This window comes from Arthrobacter sp. JUb119 (genome assembly GCF_024807995.1).
Lineage (GTDB): Bacteria > Actinomycetota > Actinomycetes > Actinomycetales > Micrococcaceae > Glutamicibacter.
The window spans coordinates 166,622-187,685 of the sequence record NZ_JANUFE010000001.1 but is presented as its reverse complement, the minus strand read 5'-3'; the positions used below and the strand labels follow the sequence as shown (position 1 = coordinate 187,685).

The following is a 21,064-nucleotide window of genomic DNA, read 5'->3' as shown; positions in this document are numbered from 1 at the left end:
CGCTGCGAAGGGAAAATGTTGCTAGTTCGCTGGTTCCAGGCTGGTGAGCACCAGAACGGTGGTCGGGGCCCGGTTGCTCAACGTGGCATACGGGTTATCTTCGGTTGGCCAACCCACGAAGTTCTCAGTGGTGTAGGCACCCCATTCCGGGCCGGCGAATAGCGGTACTACCGGTGCCAGTTCGCTGTAGCGAGCCTGCAGGTCGTTAACGATCTGCTTCTGTTCTCCCTCATCGCCGGCAGCCACGAACTTGTTCAACAGCTCATCTGCTTTTTTATCGCTGAACCGGTGGTAGTTGTCAAAGGTCTGCTTGCCCACGGGCTTGACGTTCTGGCTGCCCATGAGGTTGAGGTAGTACTGGTAAGGAGTCGGAGCGTTAGCGGTCCAAACGATTCCGGTGTCGAATTCACCGGTTTCGTAGCTTGCGGTCACCGCGGCCCAATCCGGCGAATCAACAGTGGCCTTGATGCCCACGTCCTGGAGGTTTTGGGCGATGATATTCGCTACCGAAAGCCAATCCGAGGAGGTTGAACCCACGGAGATATCGAAGGTGAATGGCTTGCCAGCGGCGGTGGTGCGCTGCCCCTGTGCATTCTCCTTGAAGCCTGCTTCATCAAGAAGCTTCTTTGCGCCTTCCACATCCCGCGTGGTCCAGTCGCACTGTTCGACGACCGCAGCGTCGCGCCACTTGTCATAGTTGCCGGACAGTCCGGTGCAGTCCGCTGGTTTGGCGTAGTCGGACATGCCGACCTTGACAACCTGTTCGCGGTCTACGGCCATGCTCAACGCCTTGCGTACGCGAACATCCGAGAATTCTTTCTTGGTAGTGTTCAGCTGCCAGTTGATTTCGGCGCCAGTGGTCGGGAACCAGAAATGACGGTGCTCCGGATCCTTGTCCACGTAGGTCGATTGGATATCCGGCATGTAGGTTTGCGTCCAGTCAACATCGCCGGAGATGGCGGCGAGGTTGGCTCCGTCGTTGCCGGCGAAAGCGAGCATGCGGATGCCGCCGATATTCTGCTTCTCGGGTTGCCAATAGTATGGGTTCTTGCCCAATTCGAAGGACTGCGCCTGGAAATTGGCTACTTCGGTGTATGGTCCGGTGCCTACCGGTTTCGGGTTCTCTTCATTTCCGGGCTTGTCGAACTTGGACCAGATGTGGGCCGGGACAATCACCTGCTGGCCCAGTTCGTAGAGGGCCGGGGTGAATGCCTGCTTGAAGTGGAACTCGATGGTCGAGTCATCGAGAGTCTTGATGGACTTCAGGTAGTCATAGCCGCCGAGCAGTTCCTTTTGCAGTTCAACTGAGAGCTTGACGTCCTTGGACGTCAGCGGGGTGCCATCGGAGAATTTAACGCCCGGACGCAGATTGAAGGCCAGCGACTTTCCGTCTTTGCCTGCACTCCACTCCGTGGCCAGCCAAGGCACGGTGTCGCCGCCTGCCGGGTTGTAGACCAGCATGGATTCGTAAATGGACTGCCCGGTCATTGGCGCAGCATTGGGCGAGAAGGGGTTGAAGTTTTTTGAGAAGGTTCCCATGTCCTCGCGCGGAATGGTCAGGAACGCGGCGTTGGCTGATCCGTCGCCCCCTTCAGTTCCGCCTGGATTCGATGCGACGCATCCGCTCAAGGCGAGGGTGCCGGCCACAGCGGTCGCGGCCACGGCAAGGTGCGCGCGACGTAAGTATTTGATTATCATTGAAGTTCCTCATCCATTCATGTGATGTGTAGCGGAGGGGAAGTTCATCTGCGGCCGTGCATGGCCACAGACGAACGAATGCGTGGGGGGCAGCCGATGGTAATTTGGCGATTCTCGATCGGCGAGCCCTCTACCATTTGATTCAATAGGGACACCCCCGCCATGCCCAGTTCTTCGAAGGGCAAGGCAATGGTTGTCAGCTTTGGCCGCATATGCGGTGCCAGAATTTCCTGATCATCGAATCCGACGATTGAAATGTCTTTTCCCACCTGCAATCCGCGTTCCTTAATTGCGTCATAGGCGCCCATGGCGATCCGGTCATTTCCGCAAAAAATTGCGGTAGGCGGATCCAGTTGGCTTAGCAGCGTTTGCGTACCGTGGTACCCGCTGTCGGCAGTTCCATCACCAGGCACGATCCGGGAATCATCGAATTCAATTCCGTAATCGCGCAGGGCCTGCTTCATACCGGCTTGGCGTCCGATTTGCGCAGGAATTCCTGTTTTGAGAGTGATGTGCCCGATGCTGGTGTGCCCGGCCTTGGCCAGGATTTCAGCGGCAGCGTATCCGCCGCCGAATTCATCCGGAACAATTGATGGCAATTGGCCTCCGGCGTCGAAGCAGTTGACCAGTACGCAGGGAACTGATTTTGCATTTTCCGGCACCGTGATTTGGCGGTGCCAGGAAGTCGCGATGATCAATCCGCCAACCTGCTGTTCAAGCAGCTTCTCAACGGCGAGGTTGTCCATGCCTGGATCATCGTCGCTGGGTGCGATAAGGAGGAAGTTGCCGTCTTTCCATGCTGCCTGCTGCGCTCCCTTGATCACGTCAGTGGCAAAGGGCGAGGTGGCAATTTCGGTCACCAGCCCGAACCAGGAGCTGCGTTTGCTGGCCAAGGTTCGTGCGGCTGCGTTGGGGCGGTAGCCCAGTTCGCGCGCCGTTTGGTTGATTCGTTCTCTTGTGGTTTCGGGGATGCTTGATTCCATCCGGCCGTTGAGTACGAATGAGACGGTTGTTCGGCTCACCCCGGCTGCTTTGGCAACGTCGGCCATGGTCACTGACTGCTGAGACATGCCCCTCCTCCCCTTCGAGATCAGTGCGTTTCGCGTCGTGCCATCGGTTTGCTAACACGATTCAGTAACGCGCGTTACTACGCTGTGAAATAAGGTAACCTACATCACTTACGGCTGTCAAGGAAGAAGTTTTGCGGCAGTGAAAATCATTGACAGGATCGATTCCTGACCGTCAAGGCCATGGATCCAAGACATGGGAATCCCTTGCTTCATTCAGCTGAGTAGGGCAAATGGGGCACGATGCCACAGGGCAGAGGCGTAATCAGCACCCCGAAGCATGGCAGCCATTCCCCGAAATGGCACTGGTAGACACAAAGGAAATCGTGGAAATCAGGTTCGCGGAACCGGCCGGCTCGGTTGCGCCCGCGAGTCAGCGGGATTTCATGGACTCGCGCTCGATGAGCGGCATGTCGATCTGATGCTCCCCGGGCTCCAGCTTTCCATCGAGCAGAAGCTCAACGGCCAGAGCACCCATCCCCTCATATGGAAGTCGAATAGAGGTCAATTGCGGGCGAAGGTAGCTGGCAATGATCTCGTCATCGAAAGACAGCACGGACAGGTCCGTTCCTGGCTTCAGGCCATTTTCGGCGAGCGCTTGGAAGACACCCATGGCCACGCGGTCATTGGCGCAAATGATGGCGTCAGGGTTGTACCCGTCGGCTAGCATCCGGATTGTTGCTTCATATCCGTCGGTGGGGTTCCAGTCGTCGAGCACCCAGTGGCCCAGTACTTCGAGGTTTGATTCCGCCAAGGCTCTGCGCAGGGAGCCGAAGCGGCGAGAGATACTTGGATAGGTTCGCGGATCCTTTTCGGCGTTTTCAAGTTCACCGATGACCGCAACACTCTTCGCCCCGGATTCGATAACCCTCTGCACGGCTTTAGCCCCCGAATCCATCTCATTGGGAAGCACTGCGACGCAAGGGCTGTCGTCAATGCCGTTGACCAGCACGGTGGGCAATCCAGTTTTCGGGATCTTCAAATCACGTTGGCGAGAATCCATGAACCCAAGAATCAGCCCGTCAACGTCCCGGTGGGTCATCTGCGTTATTGCTTCAGCCATTTGTTCTGGCTTGCCGAAGGTCTCAGCAATGAGCACCGTATGGTCTCGCTCTTCCGCTGCGCGCAGGATGCCGGTGATCATTTCGGAAGCAAAACGAGTCACGGTAACTTGATCAGAGATGAACCCCAGGGTGCGCGTCTTCCCGCTTCGCAAGGATTGGGCTGCCGCATTTGGCCGGTAACCCAGTTTCTTGGCGGCCGCGCGCACTCGTTCCGTGGCTTCGGCGGACAGTCGCGTGCCCGGCTTATTGTTCAGGATCATGCTGACGGCAGCCTTGGACATCCCCGAAGCTTCTGAAACGTCAGCAATTGTTATCCGCTTGGCTTTAGGCGATTCCACATTTCCCTCTTGAGACAGTTCGAATGCAATTATTCGACCCTAGCCTATTGCAGTGATTCGGCCACGCTGTTAGAGTCTTGTGCTAAATCCATTTAGCCAACTCATATCGAAGGATGGCAGCGTTGCCCGAAACTCAACAGGTCGCGGTGAAGCGACCACAGCTACATTTCACTGCGAAGAAAAACTGGATCAATGACCCCAATGGATTGTTCTTTGACGGAAAGCAATACCACCTGTACTTCCAGCACAATCCTCACGGCGTAGGCCACGGATTCATGTCTTGGGGCCACGCGGTCAGCACCGATCTGGTGAACTGGGAAGAACTTCCTATCGCGATTCTGCACGGCGACATGGCTGATATCTTCTCCGGCTCCATCGTGGTGGACCACGAAAATACCAGCGGCTTCGGCGACGGCACGGTTGCGCCGGTCGTTGCCATCTACACCGCGGCAGCCAAGGATGAGACCAACCAGTCCCAAGCCATCGCCTACTCGCTGGATGGTGGAATCACTTTCACCAAATACGGGCAGAATCCAGTTCTGGATCGAGGGTCCAAGGACTTCCGCGACCCAAAGGTCATCCGATACGAATCCGAGCAGGGTTCCTTCTGGGTCATGGTTGCTGTTGAAGCCATTGATCGCCGAGTGATGATCTACCGTTCTGAGAACCTCAAGGACTGGACCGAGCTCTCCAGCTTCGGACCCCAGGCTGCTGTTGCCGGAATCTGGGAATGCCCAGATCTATTCCAGCTACCAGTTGCCGGCACAGACCAGCTGAAGTGGGTTCTAATTGTTTCGCTGAACCCAGGCGGCGTGGCCGGCGGCTCAGGTACCCAGTACTTCATTGGTGAATTCAACGGCACCACCTTCACTCCTGATGAGACTCAGGAAACTTGGGATAGCTTCGGATACGAATCCTTGAAGCAGGGCGACTGGCTGGACTGGGGACGCGACTTCTATGCAGGTGTCAGCTTCCACGGCTTGCCACTAGACGAGCAAACTCTCATTGCCTGGATGAGCAACTGGGACTACGCCCGCGAGCTCCCCCACGACGGATGGCGCGGATCCATGAGCGCCGCACGCCGGCTGGATTTGGTGAAAGACTCCAACGGCAAGTTTGACATTCGCCAGCGCATTCTCGGATTGCCAAAAGCCGACGTTGCATCAAGCAAGGCCAACGCTGGCGAAAATCGTATTGAGCTGGGCTCCCCCGCTCTGGTTGAACTGACGTTTGCTACCAGCCCAACCGAACCAGCAGTCCTTTCCTTATTCCGCGCCGATGACACTCTTATCAGCGAACTCACCGTTGAATCCGCATTGATTCAGCACCGCCGCGAAGCAGGCAAGGTAGACCACGAGCTCTACGCCTCCAACCAGCGCATGCCTCTGCCCGCTGGTTCGGATGAACTAGATGTGAAAGTTCTCGTGGATCACGGATCTATCGAAATCCTAGCTGCTGGTGGTCGACGTTCCCTTACGGATCAGCTCACCGGTGAGGCAGCGCTGGCCTACGCGACCTTGCGCGTCGCAACTGGTGCGAATGCGTCTTTCAAAGTTCAAGAACTCTCTGATAACGCACTGGAGCCCAAGGCATGAGCCGCATTAGCGTAATGGGCGAATCCCTCGTCGACGTTGTTGAAGAAACTGCGCATCCTGGCGGATCACCGCTGAATGTCGCCGTCGGGCTTGCCCGGCTGGGACATGATGTTCAGTTCTATACGGAATTCGGTCAGGATTCCTACGGCATTCAAATTGCGGAGCACCTGGATCAGGCGGGAGTGCATGTTGCCGCCGGCTCAGTAACTGGGCATCCCACGTCCGTAGCCCAGGTAGTGATGGATGAGCACTTCAATGCTCGTTACACCTTCGACATCCACCAGCAGATTCCTGCTGTCCCCGCTGATGATTCCAGCGAATTGCTGCACACCGGTTCCATCGCTGCTTGGATTGAACCCTCGGGTCAAACCATTGTCGATGCTTTCAAGAATGCATCAGACGATTCACTTCGAAGCTATGACCCTAACCTCCGTCCGGATCTTGTCGAGGACAGGGACTCGGCTTTGCAACGCATTGAGCTGCTGATGGGCCTGAGCCACATCGTGAAGCTCAGCGACGTTGATGGTCAGTGGCTATACCCAGGCCTAGAGCCATGGGAGGTTCTGAAGCACGTAGCCAGCCTCGGCCCAGCCTTGGCGGTGATGACTCAGGGCGGCGATGGTTGCGTGGCGCTTTCCTCGGGACGGCAATTTGATGTCGCTGCCTCTCCCACCAATCTTGTGGACACCATAGGTGCCGGGGACGCCTTCATGTCCGGGCTGCTCTTTGGAGTGCTGGCTAATCCAGAATTCGCTCAAGCTCTTCGTCACGGCGCAACGGCTAAGTCTCAAGATGTTGAAGAGGCACTTCGTCAGGCCTTAACCTCAGCTGCACTGACAGTGGCACAAGCCGGAGCCAATCCCCCGTGGATTAAAGACTTCTCCCTCGCAATCGCTCAGTAACTACGCTTCGCAGCGTTCACGAAAGAATCCAGGACAAAGATGGCTGGCATTACGACTACTTACAAAAATCCTATTTACCTCCAGAGTTCCTTCTCGATGCTCCTGTTCTTCGCATCGTGGGGCATCTGGTGGTCCTTCTTCCAGATCTGGCTCACCAGCGAATCAGCAGGTCTAGGACTCACCGGGGCACAGGTCGGCACGCTCTACTCGGTAAACTCGCTGGCAACGCTGATCCTGATGTTTGCCTACGGGGCCATTCAGGATCGGCTTGGCGACAGAAAGCATCTGGCCACCATTCTTGCCTCGGTGACCGCCCTGATCGGGCCATTCTGCACGTGGGTCTACCAGCCACTATTGCAGTCCCAGTTCATGGCCGGCGTGCTCATTGGCGCCATTGTCTTGTCAACTGGTTTCCTAGCCGGAGTTGGGCTATTTGAAGCCTTGACCGAACGCTACAGTCGCCGTTTCAACTTTGAATACGGGCAGGCCCGCATGTGGGGGTCCTTTGGCTACGCTCTGGTCGCATTGGCGGCCGGCTTCCTGTTCACTATCAACCCCATGCTGAACTTCTGGATCGGGTCCGTTCTGGGCCTGGCCCATCTCCTGCTGCTGGTGCTGGGCCGTACCAATAGTCAGCCAGTGATCGCCGCCGGTTCCGGCAGGAAAATTCTTTCCCCCGCAACTACACCGACAATTCGTGAGATGTTCAGGCTATTCCGTCTGCCGAGTCTCTGGCTGATCATCTTGTTCGTCATGCTCTCTTGGACGTTCTATACCGTCTTCGACCAGCAGATGTTCCCCGAGTTCTACACCGGCCTATTTGAATCACCCGAGACCGGACAGCGGGTATACGGAATCTTGAACTCAGTTCAGGTGTTCGTTGAAGCGGCCATGCTTGGCATCATCCCCCTGGTCATGCGCCGGATAGGCATTCGTTCAGCATTGCTACTGGGAGTGGCCATCATGTTTGTCCGCATCATCGGCTGCGCTCTGGTTGACGATCCGGTGCTGGTCTCGGCAATCAAGATGTTGCATGCCATTGAGACACCGCTATTCATCTTGCCGATCTTCCGTTACTTCACGCTGCACTTCAATCCGGCACTGTCGGCAACCCTATACATGGTTGGGTTCCAAGTATCGGCACAGATTGGCAACGTCATTCTGTCCACTCCCCTCGGTGCGCTCCATGACCGTATGGGCTACCAGCAGACCTTCATCGTGATTTCTCTAGTTGTGCTATTAGCTGGGATCTACGGATTCTTCGCTCTCAAAAAAGATGATCAGCAGGTAGATGGTGACCCGTTCATGCGTCATTCAAAAGCTGCCATGAACTCATAGCTGACTATTAGGCGAAGCGGGGTGGGATGTTGTCGAATTCGACGACATCCCACCCCGCTCTCGTTTGAGTAAGGAATGTCAAAAATGCGCAACTTCTGCATTGGGTTTATTTATGTTGCACACCTATTGTCGATGACTTAATTTCATCATTTCGTCACTCTGGATTCCTACGATCTAAACATTGTCGCCACGATAATTACACGGCGAATCACAGAATCATTTTGAAAGGTCTCCATGAAAACATCGTCTTCTGTTCCACGTCGCGGGATATTGGTTGCCGGCACCGCAGCCGCTATCACCGGAATCTTCGCCGCCAACAGCGCCACTGCATCCCCAGCTCCGGCTGAGAATCCGGGAACGGCTCCCAGGCCAAAACTGAAATTCGCGGCAGATGGCAAGTTCAAGATCGTTCAGTTCAATGACACCCAGGATGGACCGCGCACCGATCGTCGCACCATTGAGCTGATGGAGAAGGTTCTGGATGCCGAGAAGCCCGGCTTCGCCCTGATCAACGGCGATGTAATCAATGGCTCCTCTCAAACAGTTACCGAAGTCAAGCAGGCTATCAACAACGTCGTGCAGCCGATGGAGTCCCGCGGTATCCCTTGGGCACTTACCTTCGGCAATCACGATGAAGATTCAATGCCCAATGGCACAGGCATGGACGAGGCAAAGATCCTGAACTTCATCCGAGGCTATGAGTTCAATGCCAACTCGAAGAATGACAAGATTGTTGGCGAATCGAATTCCCAGTTGCTGATCGCTTCCTCGAAGAGCGCCAAACCTGTCTTTGGCATCTGGCTGCTTGATTCGAACCGCTACGCTCCAAAGACTGTTGGCGGCCAGGACTTCGAGGGCCTCATGTCCTACGACTGGATCCGTCCCGAGCAGATCGCTTGGTATCGCGAGGCTTCCATAGCCACCGAAAACCGCTACGGCAAGGTTCAGTCGCTAATGTTCTTCCACATACCACTGTGGGAGCACAACCACATGTGGTACGGCGCCCAGTTCACCTCGAACGACGCTGACCACGAGAAGGCCATCAAGAAGCACTCTATCGTCGGAGTGAAGAACGAGGGCGTCTACACCGGCGCATTCAATTCCGGCATGTTCGCCGCGCTGCAGGAACGCGGAGATGTCCGGGGCGTGTACTGCGGCCACGACCACATCAACACCTACATGGGTGACTACTACGGCATCGAGCTCGGCTACGGTCCAGGTACCGGTTTCGGCACCTACGGCCTCGGTGGGACCGAGAACCATCACCTACGCGGCGCCCGGGTCTTCGAACTCGACGAGAACAAGAACAGCGTTTACGCCGGAACCCGCACCGTGTTCGCCAAGGATCTGGGTATCGACATGGGTACTCAGGGACAACCGATCGAAGGGCCACTGCCGCTTCCATAGCCAAGACAAGTTCTGAGCAAGACGAAACCGACCGACGAATGAGCGATTTCGTCTTGCCCAGACTTTTTTTACCGCAGCGAAACTGGTAACGGCAAATTATCGAACAGCTGGAAACCATGGCCGGCGTATTTGTAAAGCGTTCCAGACCTTCTACGAAGACGCCTCCATCCACGAGGAATCCAACCCGGCATCATCTTCGACATGATCATGAAACCGGACTCGATGGGGAGCTACAGCGACAAGGACGTGGACCAGGTCGCCACGAAGTGGGTAGCCCAACACAACCACAAGGGCTCGGACTCACACCTGCAACCTCCCATCGACGTATTCCACGACCGCCGCAGGAATGCCACGCAGGATAACAACACTCTGGAACCGGAACAACCAGTCGAATTCCGCAAAACCGCGGGCGTCTTCAACAAGTCCTACGACTTCTTCTCGCAGGTCATCGACTACGGCAGCACCCGAATCGAGAAATTCGCGATCTACCTGAAGCTACTGGCCAAGGCACTGCAGACCACAGCCACCGGCAACAGCTTGGACCTTTCCGATGCGGCGTTCACCCACTATGCCCTGAGGTGCAAGAAGCACAGGACCTGGAGCTAGTGGGTGGGCAAGGCAAGGGAATCGAGAGGTGACTGCAGCCGATTCGGGCGTTGTGCGGGAGACGACCCTACGCACTTTCGACGGACAGATTAAGCAGATCAACGAGCTATTCGAAGACACCGGAATCAGCGACGACGACCAAATCAATGCCGTCGAATCGATCATGTGCACGCCGAACCACACGAGCAGTTACAACGTGAAGCGATTGCAAATGGACCGATAGATTTCAGTTCATCGCCAAGTCTTCCCGAGACTATTGACAAGATCACCTACACCTCGGGAGAAGGACGCAAAAGGCAATCAATGCCTAGCTAGAGGTGGATGCCCCGGACGAGATAGTTCATTTTCTTCTTGCGACTGGTTTGCAAGATCGGGCTAGGAAGCCTTCGCAACGTGATGCTATGACGAATCATTACCCTGAGACACATAGACGTACATAGGTGCAAGAGGTCTTGCTGTTCGCTTTTCCACTCAGTGGCTCATGACCCCGTTAGGAGTTTTGTTTAGTCTTGGACCGACAGATCTTGACTACGAATGCCGATTAGGATGGACAACCCTAGAAATTAGTTTGGGGTCCACCGCCTGTACGTGGTGGCCCCAAACTGAGGTTGCCCAGGTGTCTAGCTTCGAGAATTCAAAACGATGTTCGTTACCGGCTGCGAAGAGTCGGTTGCGAATTCCAGCCCAGACGGAGAAACTCCATCAGCAACCAGCTGCGCGCCGAGAGCTGCAACCATTCCGCCGTTGTCCGTGCACAAGCTAAACGGAGGAACCACCAAGGCTATGCCCGCAGAAGCACATCGGGCCGCCAGAAGTTCACGCAGTCGAGTATTCGCCGCCACTCCCCCGCCCAGAAGCAGAGTCTTCAGTCCCTGTTCCTGCATTGCCCGGACTGCCTTCGACGTGATCACGTCAACGACTGCTTCCTGGAATGACGCAGCAATATCAGCGACAGGAATTTCTTCTCCGTTGGCCTCGAAGTGCTCGACGCAGCGGGCTACAGCAGTCTTCAGTCCTGAGAACGAGAAGTTGTTGCGGTGCTTGCCAGGATTCTCGGCACTGCCCACGAACTTCGGCAGCGACAAGCCGCGAGGGAATCGGAATGCCTTTCGGTCTCCATCCTTAGCCGCCTTGTCGATAGCCGGACCACCTGGATACCCGAGACCCAGCAAACGAGCAGTCTTGTCATAGGCTTCACCGGCTGCATCATCAATCGTGGAGCCCAACAGCTGCACGTCGTTAGTCAGCGAAGTGACCTTCAAGATTTCGGTGTGCCCCCCTGAGACCAGCAGTGCCCCGAAAGTTGGCGGCAATACGGTTCCTTCGAGAACTCCAACACCTACGTGAGCAACCAAGTGGTTGATCCCGTACAACGGCTTCCCTGTAGCCAACGCCAGAGCCTTGGCTGCCGAAACTCCAACCATCAGAGCACCGGCCAGGCCTGGACCGCTGGTCACGGCAATGGCGTCAATGTCATCAAGAGTCAGTTCCGCGGTGTCCAGAGCTGACTGCAGGGTGGGCACAAAGGCTTCCAGGTGTGCACGCGCTGCGATCTCTGGAATCACTCCTCCAAAGCGTACGTGCTCATCCATGGAACTGGAGACAGCGTTAGCAAGCAGCCTATTGCCGCGCACGATGCCCACGCCGGTTTCATCGCAGGAAGACTCGATGCCCAGTACTACGGGTTCTGTGTTGCTCATGCGTTGCGTTCTTCCTCTTGTCCTTGCTGGACGTCCAGCGGCAGTCTCATAATAAGCGCGTCTACCCCGCCCTTGTAGTAGCCCTTGCGACGGTGAATGGTAGTGAATCCCATGGATTCATACAGACCAATGGCACCGGGGTTATCAAAGCGAACTTCGAGCATCACATCCAATGCATTCTTCTCGCCTGCGGTCTGGATGAGCAATGCCAAAAGCTTGCGTCCCAAGCCTCGCCCTTGGTAGTCCGGGTGCATGGCAATAGTTTGCACATCGGCAATCGGCAAGACCACGCAGAGGCCGGCATAGCCGACAACTCGACCAGCGTCCGCATAGACCCAGTAGGTGCGGGTATCACTCTGAGCTAGCTCGGATTCAAAACCTGCCAGCGGCCACGCGTCTTCTGGAAACAGCTGCTGTTCCAGCTCGTGGACAGCCAGCAGATCTTCTGCGGCCATGCGGCGCAAAGTGATCTGATTTGCTTCACTCATGATTTGGTCTGCTTCATGAATGCCGGAACCTGCGCGTCGGATTCACGCAGGTACTGCGGCGAAGTATCAGACAGATCCTTGCCCGCTGCCAGTTCATTCATGCCACGGCGGGCAAGATAGCCGGCGTTTGCAATCCATTCAAAGGACTCAGGCATTGGCTGGGAGCCTGCCTCTTCAAGTTGTTCGGCGTAGATCCCGGCACCAACGCCGTAGACCGGCAATGCCGGAAGCGCTGAAGCTGCGGAAACGTGCGGGCCATCCACCATGGTGCCGTCTTGGTCATATCGAGCCCAGTACACTTCCTTGCGACGTGCATCAGATGCAACAACGAATTCAGCCGGAACCTGACTTGAGTCAAGCGCCTGTTCGGCGAGCGCGTGCAATGACATCACACCGTACACGGGGATTTGCCATACGAAGCCGAAGGTTCGTGCGGCAACCAGTCCCACGCGCAGGCCAGTGAATGGGCCTGGGCCTACGCCGACAATAATGCCGGCGAGGTCTTGGCCTTTCTGTCCATGAGCGTCCAAGAGTTCCTTGACGTATGCCGACAGGGTTTCGGTCTGGTCGTTCCCCTTGGATGAAACCCGCTGGTCGACAACTGAACCGGTGGCTTTGTCAACCAGTGCCACCGATGCGTTGGCGGAGGTGTCGATAGCTAAGTAGTTAGGCATGCTTCTCTTCCGTGTGCTGCGCAGTTACTGCAGACAGCAAAGTGTCTTTCAACTGGGCAAAGGTTTCCTCGTCCCAGCGCGGGCCGATCCCCTTCAGGCTGAACAACCGCGGCTCGTCCAGCTCTTCCTCCGATTCTTCCCACGGGTTGGCACTCGGTGCGGCCAGGACTTCGCGGTCCAGCTGGATTTCCAGACGCGAGTCCGTGAGATGTTCCACCTTGCCCAGCCCCCACTCCACAACGGTGACTGAATCAGCCAGCGTTGATTCGAGATCCAGGGTGTCCACGTCGTCGTGGCCCTTCAAGCGGTAGGCATCCACGTGGATCAGTCCGGGGCCATCGCCTAGCGCCGGGTGCTGGCGGGCCAAAACGAATGTAGGCGAGATGATTCCCTCGCGTACATTCAGTCCCACGCCCAGCGACTGAGTCAGAGTCGTCTTACCAGCGCCCAAGGCCCCTGTAAGAATCACCAAGTCTCCGGCTTTGAGCTGGGTACCAAGAGCTTCCCCCAGCGCTTCGGTAACAGTGAGGTCATCTAGTTGGCAGGAGAATTCCCGCACCGGGTTACTCACCGGCTTCACCCCAGCTGCCTTCGATGTAGTAGCGGGGCACGCGCGGAGAAATGCGGGTTACCACTTCGTAGTTGATGGTGTTCGCCGCATAGGCCCAAGTGTTCACCGACTGCCCGCCTTTACCGAAGATAATCGCCTCGGCGCCGAGGAAGTCCTCAGGCTTGATGTCCGCGCCCAGATCAATGACGCACTGGTCCATGGCGATGCGTCCGCGTACCGGGTAGGTGCGTCCGTTAACTGTTACCGGCGCACCTGTTGCGATGCGCGGCAAACCGTCTGCATAGCCCATGGGGATCAGCCCGAGGTAGGTCTCCGCTTCAGTCTTGTAATTCAGGCCGTAGGACACGCCCTGCCCCGGATGGACCTTCTTGACGTTAGCCACGCGGGTCTTCACTGTCATGGCTGGACGCAGGCCGAAACTTTCTGGCGAGTCGGTTTCAAAGGGGCTCAGGCCATACAAGCCCAACCCCAAGCGCACCATGTCGTGGTGTGAATCAGGTCGCGAAAGGATACCCGGCGTATTGGCGATATGGCGCACTTCAAGATCGAAGCCGGATGCTTCTACCAGTTCTATGGCCTTGTTGAAGATTTCCAGCTGCTCGTCCGTTTCGGGCCGCTCTGGCTCATCTGCGACCGCGAGGTGGGAGAAGATGCCAACTACGCGCAGCAGTCCTTCTTCTTGGAAGTCGCTGGCGCGGTTCAACAGATCAGGCAGGGCATCCATAGTGGAGCCATTGCGGCCAAGTCCTGTGTCCACCTTGATGTGGATACGTGCCGGTGTCTGCACGGCACGTGCTGCGGCGGCAACGTATTCAAGTTCCCAGCCTGAGACTCCCAGATCAAGACCGGCATCAATGGCGGCCTCGAATGGGGTGTCCTCGGTGTGCAGCCAGGCCATCATGGGAGCATCGATGCCCGCTTCACGCAGGGCGAGAGCTTCCGTCGCATGGGCACACCCGATCCAGCGGGCGCCACCCTCCAAGGCGGCCTTGGCTACGGGGATAGCTCCATGGCCGTAGGCGTCTGCTTTGACGACGGCCATAACTGCAGCTGGGGCTACAACATCAGAAATCTGCTTGACGTTGTTGCGGATGGCCGACAAGTCAATGACTGCACGACGTTCAAATCCGATAGCCTGTGCACCGCTGGTGCTCTTTGTCAGGTTGCTTTCTTCAAGCGCTTCAGAGTTCACCTATTCATCTTCGCACTTTTCGGTTCCGCTTGCCTTGTTCACCCGTGCGCAGTTCGGCACATAGTGCGAGTTAAAGTCGGAAGGGGCGGACCCAAGCAACTGTGTTGCTGGGTCCGCCCCTTGGAGACGGATGTTTGTCAGGGCTTAGCGCAGAGTCTTCAGCTCGTCGCGGATCTGGGCGAGCAGCTCCAGCTGTGGATCTACTTCTTCCTCTGGCTCTTCTGCACCGGCAGCACGGCGTGCAGCCAGTCGCTCGTTGAGCTTGGTCATTGGCAGAACCAGCGCGAAGTAGACAGCTGCAGCAATCAGCAGGAAGTTGACCAGTGCAGTCAGGAAGACACCGAACTTGATGTCAACGCCGTCAATGGTTAGCAACAAGAAGCTGTCGAAGTTTGGAGATCCAACCAGGGCGGCGATCAATGGCATCAGCACATTATCGACCAAGGCGGTGACTACGGCGCCGAAGGCAGCGCCGATAACAACAGCAACGGCCAGATCGACAACGTTGCCCTTCATAATAAAATCGCGGAAACCTTTTAGCATGGTTAGAGCATACACAGGAAAATCACAGCACGACTACGAATTTGGGCTCCGATCTGTAATAGTTCGGCAAACTCACAGAAATCGTTTGCTTAAATATCAGCTGAAGAAGCCTAGATTTTCCTCAATAGCATCCTGCGCACCGAGTGATCCGCCGCCTTGCGCAGTACTAATTGCGCCCGCCCACGCGTAGGCAAGACGTTTTCCCTGAGGTTCGGCTCGTTAATGCGCTTCCAGATACCGTGAGCAGTTTCCCGTGCCTCGACATCAGTGAGCTGGGCATAGCGGTGGAAGTAGCTGGCAGGGTCGGAGAAGGCACCGGAGCGCAGACGCATGAACCGCTTGATGTACCACTCTTCGATATCCGCGGTACGCGCATCCACGTAGACGGAGAAGTCGAAGAAGTCGCTCAGGGCCAGGCCCACGGTCCCATCGGAACGGGTTCGAGCAGGCTGCAATACGTTCAGTCCCTCGACAATCAATACCTGCGGTGAGCGGATTACGTTGCGCTCCCCCGGGATGATGTCGTAGGTCAGGTGCGAGTAGACCGGAGCGCTTACTTCTGGGGCACCAGACTTTACCGCCGAGACAAAGCGCAGCAGCGCCCGCCGGTCATAGGATTCGGGGAACCCTTTGCGGTGCATGATCCCGCGGCGCTCAAGCTCGGCATTCGGGTACAAGAAGCCATCAGTGGTTATGAGCTGGACATCAGGCGTATGCGGCCAGCGGCGCAGCATTTCCTGCAGAACACGGGCAGTTGTGGACTTTCCCACGGCAACCGAGCCGGCGACGCCGATGACAAAAGGCGTGCGGCTGGTCTGCTCGCCCAAGAAGGTAGTGGTTGCCTGATGCGTCGCGCCGGCACCCTCGACATAAAGCGACAGCAGGCGGCTCAGTGGCAGGTAGACGTCCCGGACCTCTTGCAAGTCCAGCTGGTCGCCGAGGCCGCGTAGCCGCTCAATGTCCGAATAATTCAGCGGCTGTTCCATTTGATTGGACAGGCGCGCCCATGTCTCGCGCTCCAGTTCAACGAAAGGCGAGATAGGCGTTTCAAGTGTTCCGTGTGGTTCCACGAGGGTAAATTCTGCCAAGAATATGCTCCACATCCCAATTAACAACATCAACAAGGCGTTTGGATTAGTCAAAAAACGGCCGACTGGTGATCTAAGACATAGGTAATTTTGAGTGCTCCGACACGATTATTCCCATCGATGGGCATTGAACCGGTAGGATTTTTCCCATGTGCGGAATTGTTGGATATGCAGGAACCTCGAGCCAGGTCGCCGATCATGGCGCCCTCGACGTTCTAATTGAAGGTTTGCGTCGGTTGGAATACCGCGGCTACGACTCGGCTGGTGTCGCTGTTGTTGCCGATGGCGCCATTCATTCTCGTAAGAAGGCCGGCAAGCTGGTCAATCTGGAAAATGAAATTGCCGAGTCCCCATTGCCTAAGTCGATGACCGGCATTGGGCATACTCGTTGGGCAACCCACGGTGGTCCGAGCGATCAGAACGCTCACCCACACCTGGCCGATGGTGGCAAACTTGCCATGATCCACAACGGAATTATTGAAAACTTCGCCGGCATCAAGGCCGGCTTGGCAGCCGAGGGCGTTGAATTCCTTTCGGATACCGATACCGAGGTTGCCGCAGCTCTGCTGGGCAAGCTCTACAGCTCCGAGGCCGAAGGCGATTTGACCCGCGCCATGCAGCTTGCTGTTCAGCAGCTCGAAGGTGCTTTCACCCTCTTGGCAGTTCACCAGGACCACCCAGGTGTTGTCGTTGCGGCTCGCCGCAACTCCCCTCTGGTTCTCGGTCTGGGCGATGGCGAAAACTTCCTGGGTTCGGATGTCTCCGGCTTCATCGACTTCACCCGTCGCGCCGTAGAACTGGGCCAGGACCAGATCGTAACCATCACCCCGGATAACCATTCCATCACCGACTTCGACGGCAACCCGGCCGAAGGCAAGGAATTCACCGTTGACTGGGATGCAGCCAGCGCTGAAAAGGGCGGCTTCCCATCCTTCATGGAGAAGGAAATCTTCGACCAGCCTGCAGCTGTTGCCGACACCCTGCTGGGCCGCTCGGACGCTGATGGCCGACTGACCCTGGACGAACTGCGTATCGCTCCAGAGGAACTGGCCGAAATCTCCAAGATTGTTGTTCTTGCTTGCGGCACCTCGGCATATGCCGGCTCCGTGGCCAAGTACGCTATCGAGTCGTGGTGCCGTATCCCGGTAGAAGTTGAGCTCTCCCACGAGTTCCGCTACCGCGAGCCAATCGTGGACGAAAAGACCCTGATCGTTTCGATCTCCCAGTCCGGCGAAACCATGGACACCTTGATGGCTGTGCGTTACGCCAAGGAGCAGGGCGCCAAGACCATGTCGATCTGCAACACCAACGGATCGACCATCCCACGCGAATCGGATGCGGTGCTGTACACCCACGCTGGTCCGGAAATTGCTGTGGCTTCCACCAAGGCATTCCTGGCACAGATCACCGCAACCTACCTGCTGGGCCTGTACCTGGCGCAGCTGCGCGGCAACCTGTTCCAGGGCCAGATCAAGGACATCCTTGCCGACCTGGGCAAGATCCCTTCCAAGATCCAGGACGTCCTGGACCGCGCGGAAGAGATCAAGGATCTGGCACGCAACATGTCAGATGCCAACTCCGTGCTGTTCCTGGGCCGCCACGTAGGCTACCCGGTAGCAATGGAAGGCGCCTTGAAGCTCAAGGAAATCGCCTACATCCATGCTGAAGGCTTCGCCGCTGGCGAGCTGAAGCACGGCCCTATCGCCCTGATCGACGATGGCCAGCCAGTGTTCGTCGTAGTTCCTTCCCCTCGTGGTCGCGACTCGCTGCACTCCAAGGTTGTCTCCAATATCCAGGAAGTGCGCGCCCGTGGCGCTAAGACCCTGGTTATTGCCGAAGATGGCGATGCTGCGGTCAAGGACTTCTCCGAGTGGGTCTTCTACGTGCCAGAAACCCCAACCCTGCTGATGCCTCTGCTGGCCACCGTGCCACTGCAGATCTTCGCTTGCGAACTGGCATCCGCCAAGGGCTTCGATGTCGACCAGCCACGCAACTTGGCCAAGTCGGTGACCGTGGAGTAATCCACCGAGCACCAGAATTGCGGGCATTCCCTTTCCGGGAATGCCCGCAATTTTTATGCCCTGCAAGCACTGGATAAACTGATAGGCATGATTGCAGGAATTGGAGTGGACATCGTTGATGTGCCGCGTTTTGGCCGCCAGCTCGAGAAGACTCCACGCTTGCGTGAACGGCTCTTCACCGAAGAAGAGCGGGGCCTGCCCCTGCGATCCCTGGCGGCCCGCTTCGCGGCCAAGGAAGCCATCGCCAAGGCGCTGGGAGCTCCTGCGGGCATGAACTGGCAGGACTGCACTATCCGCAAAGATGAAGCCGGTGATCCCCAGGTTCACAACACTGGTTCAGTGGCCGCTGCCAGCGAGCTGCGTGGCATCAAATCATGGCATCTGACCATGTCCCACGATGGAGATATGGCTATCGCAATGGTGGTTGCAGAACGCTAGGCACCAACGCCACGACGAAAGAATAACGACACGCATCTCATTAAATAGGGCATCGCACAGGTGCCTTGAGTATTGTTTGTCTTATGATTCCTGTCTACAGTGTTGCGCAAATTCGTGCGGTTGAAGCCCAGGAGAACTCCAAGCGGGGCGAGACCAGCTTAATGAAGCAAGCAGCCGCCCATTTGGCTTCAACGGCAGTCGCCATGCTGACCGAAAATTCCAGCGCCGATCCGGCTTTCGTGGTGGCGCTTATCGGCCCGGGCAACAACGGTGGAGATGGCTTGTATGCACTGGCAGAGCTCCAACTGCAGAAGATTTCCACTCTGGCCCTGCAGTGCCACGAACAGATCCATGCCGAAGGTGCTGCAGCATATCAAGCTGCCGGCGGTACCGTGCTGGACCTCTCCGACGGTCAAGGCGAATTAGCTAATGCCTCGCTCATTATTGACGCCATCTACGGCCTTGGATACCGTGCCGGCTCTGATTTGCCGAAGCTTCCTGCTGGCGCACGGGTGTTGGCCTGCGATATTCCTTCAGGCCTGGATCCTGAAACGGGCGTTGCGCAGGACTCTGTTCTTCGCGCAGAACGCACGGTAACTTTCGGTGCCATGAAATCCGGTCTTCTGTCTGTAGACGGACCGCTGGTTACCGGTGACATTACCGTGGCAGATCTCGAATTCGACTTTTCTTCCGTCCAAGCTGGAACGCAGCTTGTGGACGAGGTGGCCACTCGCGAGCTGCTGGACCAGCACCGCTCTTGGCGGGATGCCGGACGGCACAAGTACCAGCGTGGAGTCCTGGGACTCATCGCCGGTTCCGGCCTTTATCCCGGAGCTGCTCAGCTGACCGCCAAGGCCGCTGTAGCCTGCGGCGTCGGATTGCTTCGCACCCACGTGCCAGAATCCATTCAGCCGCTCATGGCCGTCGCCGTGCCGGAGTCCGTGCCACTGGATGATGAGCAGATCAAGGAAGCGCTGTCTTCCTCCCGCCGTCAGATTCACGGCAAGGGCGCCAAGATCAAGGCTTGGGCCATTGGCCCGGGCTTGGATGGACGCACTCCCCCGACTGGCGCCATCGCTGATGTCTTTGCCAGCCCGCAGCCGGCCGTCATTGACGCGTCCGGATTGGAAGTCGTTCCTGCCGGCCCAAGCGAGCAGCCTCGCGTGCTGACGCCTCATGCCAAGGAACTGCGCATGCTGCTCAGCCGCGCTGGAGTGAAGATCACTCCCGATGAGATTTCCCAGGACCCGATTCGCTGGACCCGGTGGGCCGCCCTGGCATACAACGCCGTGGTCCTGCTCAAGGGACCAACCAGCTACATTGTGGCCCCCAATGGCGACAGCCTGATGGTGAGCCACTCGGCACCAGAATTGGCCACTGCAGGCAGCGGCGATGTCCTGACCGGCATCCTGGGCTACATGCTCTCCGACAGCTCGCTCACGGGCACCGAAGGCCTGCGAACCGTGCCTAACCGCCGCATGATGGAACTGACCGCGTGTGCCGCTTACATTCATGGCCACCTGGGCCGGGTGACCGCTTCAGAGGGAACTGTCAATGCTTCGCGCCTGATCGAGAACCTGCCTAAGGTCATGAAGCAGTTCGGCTTCTAGGCTCTGGGTCCCTCTAGAGGCCGCCAGAAACTTTGAGAACGCTGCCGGTGGTGTAGGCGGCTTCGCTAGACAATAGCCAAGCCACCGCACCGGCTACTTCTTTCGGCTTGCCTGCGCGCCCCATCGGGATCGTCTCGGCGATTTGCGCAGGGCGCTGTGGATCCTCATGGAATTCAGTCCAAAGCGTTCCCGGGCTAACCGCATTCACTCGGATGCCGTCCTTAGCCAGTTCCTTGGACAGTCCCACTGTCAAGGCTTCTACTCCGGCCTTGGCAGCAGCGTAATGCACGTACGTAAAGGGGCTTCCGGATTCAGCCGCCACCGATGAAATGTTCACGATTGCACCACCGCCATGTGACCGGAGCAGGGGCAGCGCATATTTAATGCAGGTAATTGGGCCCAGAAGGTTTACGTTCAGATCCGCGGCGATATCGGTCAACTCGTTGTCTGCCAGATTTCCGATGGCCGTCGCTGATCCCGCGTTGTTTACCAGTCCTTCAAGTTCACCAATGTCCTTCACTCGGGCGAAGAACCTTGCCACTGATTCTTCATTGGCGCAGTCGATCTGCAGGACATGGCAAATCGCGCCGAGCTCACGGACTTTATCTGCCACTGCCTGCGCCGATTTCTCATCCTGCCTGTAGCCGATGATCAAGTTGCGGTCGGTGGCTAGACGCAGCGCAATCGCGGCTCCTAACCCACGACCACCGCCGGTGACCACAGT

At 57.1% G+C, this 21,064-nt stretch carries 20 protein-coding genes; 9 read left to right on the top strand and 11 right to left on the bottom strand.

Translation table 11 applies throughout. The annotated features are described in order from the left end of the window. Positions 1 to 21 precede the first annotated feature (21 nt). The 3 genes from M2368_RS00970 to M2368_RS00960 form a co-directional block, all read right to left on the bottom strand. Positions 22 to 1,698 carry an ABC transporter substrate-binding protein gene (locus tag M2368_RS00970; protein WP_332487202.1) on the bottom strand — a complete coding sequence of 559 codons (1,677 nt, stop codon included), beginning with the start codon at positions 1,696 to 1,698 and terminating at the stop codon, positions 22 to 24. A 44-nt stretch (positions 1,699 to 1,742) separates the two neighbouring features. Continuing rightward, entirely contained in the window at positions 1,743 to 2,768 is a 1,026-nt protein-coding gene (locus M2368_RS00965) for a LacI family DNA-binding transcriptional regulator (RefSeq protein ID WP_332499206.1), read from the bottom strand. Between the two features lie 370 nt (positions 2,769 to 3,138). Then, positions 3,139 to 4,167: a LacI family DNA-binding transcriptional regulator gene (locus M2368_RS00960; protein WP_286134199.1), complete on the bottom strand. Its 1,029-nt coding sequence runs from the start codon at positions 4,165 to 4,167 to the stop codon at positions 3,139 to 3,141. Between the two features lie 122 nt (positions 4,168 to 4,289). Here M2368_RS00960 and M2368_RS00955 point away from each other — a divergent pair, with 122 nt between their 5' ends. From M2368_RS00955 to M2368_RS00930, 6 genes are all read left to right on the top strand, one after another. Beyond that, positions 4,290 to 5,762, top strand: a complete 1,473-nt coding sequence (locus M2368_RS00955; protein WP_332487198.1) for a glycoside hydrolase family 32 protein — start codon at positions 4,290 to 4,292, stop codon at positions 5,760 to 5,762. Further along, complete coding sequence (locus M2368_RS00950) at positions 5,759 to 6,664, top strand: carbohydrate kinase family protein (protein ID WP_332487196.1); 906 nt, start codon at positions 5,759 to 5,761, stop codon at positions 6,662 to 6,664. Before M2368_RS00955 ends, M2368_RS00950 begins: the two co-directional genes overlap by 4 nt. Before the next feature lie 39 nt (positions 6,665 to 6,703). Beyond that, positions 6,704 to 8,002: an MFS transporter gene (locus M2368_RS00945; RefSeq protein WP_332487194.1), complete on the top strand. Its 1,299-nt coding sequence runs from the start codon at positions 6,704 to 6,706 to the stop codon at positions 8,000 to 8,002. 234 nt (positions 8,003 to 8,236) lie between these two features. Then, positions 8,237 to 9,409, top strand: coding sequence for a metallophosphoesterase family protein (locus M2368_RS00940; protein ID WP_332499205.1), 1,173 nt, complete (start codon positions 8,237 to 8,239; stop codon positions 9,407 to 9,409). A gap of 201 nt (positions 9,410 to 9,610) precedes the next feature. Next, on the top strand, positions 9,611 to 10,015 hold the full coding sequence (locus M2368_RS00935; RefSeq protein ID WP_332499204.1) for a hypothetical protein: 405 nt from the start codon (positions 9,611 to 9,613) through the stop codon (positions 10,013 to 10,015). A 28-nt stretch (positions 10,016 to 10,043) separates the two neighbouring features. Further along, a complete protein-coding gene (locus M2368_RS00930) occupies positions 10,044 to 10,238 on the top strand; it encodes a hypothetical protein (protein ID WP_133833641.1) in 195 nt (64 codons plus the stop codon). Positions 10,239 to 10,635: 397 nt separating this feature from the next. On the opposite strand, the gene tsaD is transcribed toward M2368_RS00930, so the two are convergent. The 7 genes from tsaD to coaA all read right to left on the bottom strand — a co-directional run bounded on the left by tsaD (position 10,636) and on the right by coaA (position 16,253). Then, complete coding sequence (tsaD, locus tag M2368_RS00925) at positions 10,636 to 11,715, bottom strand: tRNA (adenosine(37)-N6)-threonylcarbamoyltransferase complex transferase subunit TsaD (protein ID WP_133833640.1); 1,080 nt, start codon at positions 11,713 to 11,715, stop codon at positions 10,636 to 10,638. Continuing rightward, complete coding sequence (rimI, locus tag M2368_RS00920; protein ID WP_332487187.1) at positions 11,712 to 12,203, bottom strand: ribosomal protein S18-alanine N-acetyltransferase; 492 nt, start codon at positions 12,201 to 12,203, stop codon at positions 11,712 to 11,714. The genes tsaD and rimI overlap by 4 nt, the downstream gene beginning before the upstream one ends. Continuing rightward, a complete protein-coding gene (gene tsaB, locus M2368_RS00915) occupies positions 12,200 to 12,877 on the bottom strand; it encodes a tRNA (adenosine(37)-N6)-threonylcarbamoyltransferase complex dimerization subunit type 1 TsaB (protein WP_332503137.1) in 678 nt (225 codons plus the stop codon). Before tsaB ends, rimI begins: the two co-directional genes overlap by 4 nt. Then, the gene (tsaE, locus tag M2368_RS00910) at positions 12,870 to 13,448 is read right to left on the bottom strand and encodes a tRNA (adenosine(37)-N6)-threonylcarbamoyltransferase complex ATPase subunit type 1 TsaE (RefSeq protein WP_332487184.1); all 579 of its coding nucleotides are present in this window, start codon (positions 13,446 to 13,448) and stop codon (positions 12,870 to 12,872) included. Before tsaE ends, tsaB begins: the two co-directional genes overlap by 8 nt. Continuing rightward, entirely contained in the window at positions 13,441 to 14,640 is a 1,200-nt protein-coding gene (gene alr / locus M2368_RS00905) for an alanine racemase (RefSeq protein WP_498723914.1), read from the bottom strand. Before alr ends, tsaE begins: the two co-directional genes overlap by 8 nt. Before the next feature lie 144 nt (positions 14,641 to 14,784). Next, the gene (gene mscL, locus M2368_RS00900; protein WP_105657635.1) at positions 14,785 to 15,183 is read right to left on the bottom strand and encodes a large conductance mechanosensitive channel protein MscL; all 399 of its coding nucleotides are present in this window, start codon (positions 15,181 to 15,183) and stop codon (positions 14,785 to 14,787) included. Positions 15,184 to 15,293: 110 nt separating this feature from the next. Next, a complete protein-coding gene (gene coaA, locus M2368_RS00895; protein ID WP_105657688.1) occupies positions 15,294 to 16,253 on the bottom strand; it encodes a type I pantothenate kinase in 960 nt (319 codons plus the stop codon). Between the two features lie 167 nt (positions 16,254 to 16,420). Here coaA and glmS point away from each other — a divergent pair, with 167 nt between their 5' ends. From glmS to M2368_RS00880, 3 genes are all read left to right on the top strand, one after another. Continuing rightward, positions 16,421 to 18,292, top strand: coding sequence for a glutamine--fructose-6-phosphate transaminase (isomerizing) (glmS, locus tag M2368_RS00890; protein ID WP_332487181.1), 1,872 nt, complete (start codon positions 16,421 to 16,423; stop codon positions 18,290 to 18,292). A gap of 87 nt (positions 18,293 to 18,379) precedes the next feature. Then, on the top strand, positions 18,380 to 18,730 hold the full coding sequence (locus M2368_RS00885; RefSeq protein ID WP_105657637.1) for a holo-ACP synthase: 351 nt from the start codon (positions 18,380 to 18,382) through the stop codon (positions 18,728 to 18,730). 161 nt (positions 18,731 to 18,891) lie between these two features. Next, positions 18,892 to 20,340: an NAD(P)H-hydrate dehydratase gene (locus M2368_RS00880; RefSeq protein ID WP_166650718.1), complete on the top strand. Its 1,449-nt coding sequence runs from the start codon at positions 18,892 to 18,894 to the stop codon at positions 20,338 to 20,340. A gap of 13 nt (positions 20,341 to 20,353) precedes the next feature. Here M2368_RS00880 and M2368_RS00875 read toward each other — a convergent pair whose 3' ends face one another. After that, entirely contained in the window at positions 20,354 to 21,061 is a 708-nt protein-coding gene (locus M2368_RS00875) for an SDR family NAD(P)-dependent oxidoreductase (RefSeq protein ID WP_498723913.1), read from the bottom strand. Between the last annotated feature and the right edge of the window lie 3 nt (positions 21,062 to 21,064).